The 1,298-nt window shown below is 44.3% G+C and carries 2 protein-coding genes; one reads left to right on the forward strand and one right to left on the reverse strand.

Translation table 11 applies throughout. The features are described 5' to 3' along the window. Positions 1-544, reverse strand: a 544-nt coding sequence (locus A3739_RS03865; protein ID WP_156502331.1) for a DUF1631 family protein, incomplete at its 3' end; no start/stop codon positions are given. A 196-nt stretch (positions 545-740) separates the two neighbouring features. Between A3739_RS03865 and A3739_RS03870 the strand changes: the two genes are divergently transcribed. Beyond that, positions 741-1,298 (forward strand): nicotinate-nucleotide diphosphorylase (locus A3739_RS03870; protein ID WP_369821085.1); only part of this gene is annotated, 558 nt, incomplete at its 3' end.

Here is a 1,298-nt window from a genome sequence, read left to right on the forward strand (position 1 = left end):
ACGCATCCACAAAACCTTCACACAAAGCTTCTGGCGCGAGCGGTATATTTCGATCTTCACATTCGCTCGTGTTCCACAGCACTTTCATACGCGCTTTTAATGCTGAAAGGTCTTCAGACGAACCAGACCGGACTCGCTGCACCATTCCTTCGATCGCTACATCGAACTCTAAACTTTCATCATCCACTAAACTGAGCGAATCGATGGATGGAGCATCTTCGCTAACTTTCGGGTCAGCTTCCTTTTTAGATGGATGCTGAAAAGACTTAACCGCGGCACTTAGCGTTGATAGTACAATTTGTTTTTTCTGGAGACGAAGCTCCCGCATCGCCTCAAAATACAACGATTGATCATTATTACTTTCAGCCTTGTCAGCCATAGCAAACAAAGCATCATCCGCGTTATTAAACAGCTCAATCAAGGCAGCACGAATTTGCTCCTTGCCAATATCCCTAATTTTCACAAGCTCTTTTGGCAATGGAACACCGGCCGCTCCTCGAGGGGCCTTAACTCCATGAATACCAACTACTTTAGCGCTCGCCATAAAACTGTTCCGATAATTTAAACAAAATGAAGATGCTGGAGCGTCAATTTATCAACGCACAATATAAGTATATAGCGTCATTTTATAATCGCCTGTGACAATATGTTGCAAAGCGAATTAGTTCACATAGATAGAGAATTTAAATAACTCCGGCACACTCATCCTACAGATAGATTATTTTTCAAGAGTCCTTATAATGCGGCGTCCAACCAATGTGAGAGCACCCCATATGATTGAGCAAAGCACCATAGCTGAGGCCATTAAATCGAATGTTTCGCTAGCATTAAGTGAAGATATTGGCTCAGGCGACATAACCGCCATGCTCATTCCAGAAAACCAACGCGCAACAGCCACCGTCATAACTAGAGAGACCGCCATTTTGTGCGGCATAGATTGGGCTAATGCTGTATTTGAAGCCGTAGACTCATCACTAAAGGTGACTTGGCATTATTCAGAGGGAGACTCACTCGAGGCAAATCAAACTTTTCTGAGTCTAGAAGGAAATGCTCGCTCAATTTTGACAGCAGAGCGATGCGCCTTAAATTTCGTCCAAACTATGTCTGCGACCGCTACACTCGCAAACAACTATCATCAACTGGTAAAGCATACCGACGTAAAGATTCTTGATACACGAAAAACGCTTCCTGGACTACGTATTGCGCAGAAACACGCAGTAGCCGTTGGCGGTTGCACTAATCATCGCGTCGGCTTATCCGACGCATTTCTAATTAAGGAAAACCACATCATTGCCTGC

The sequence above is a fragment of the Oleiphilus sp. HI0067 genome (genome assembly GCF_001635735.1).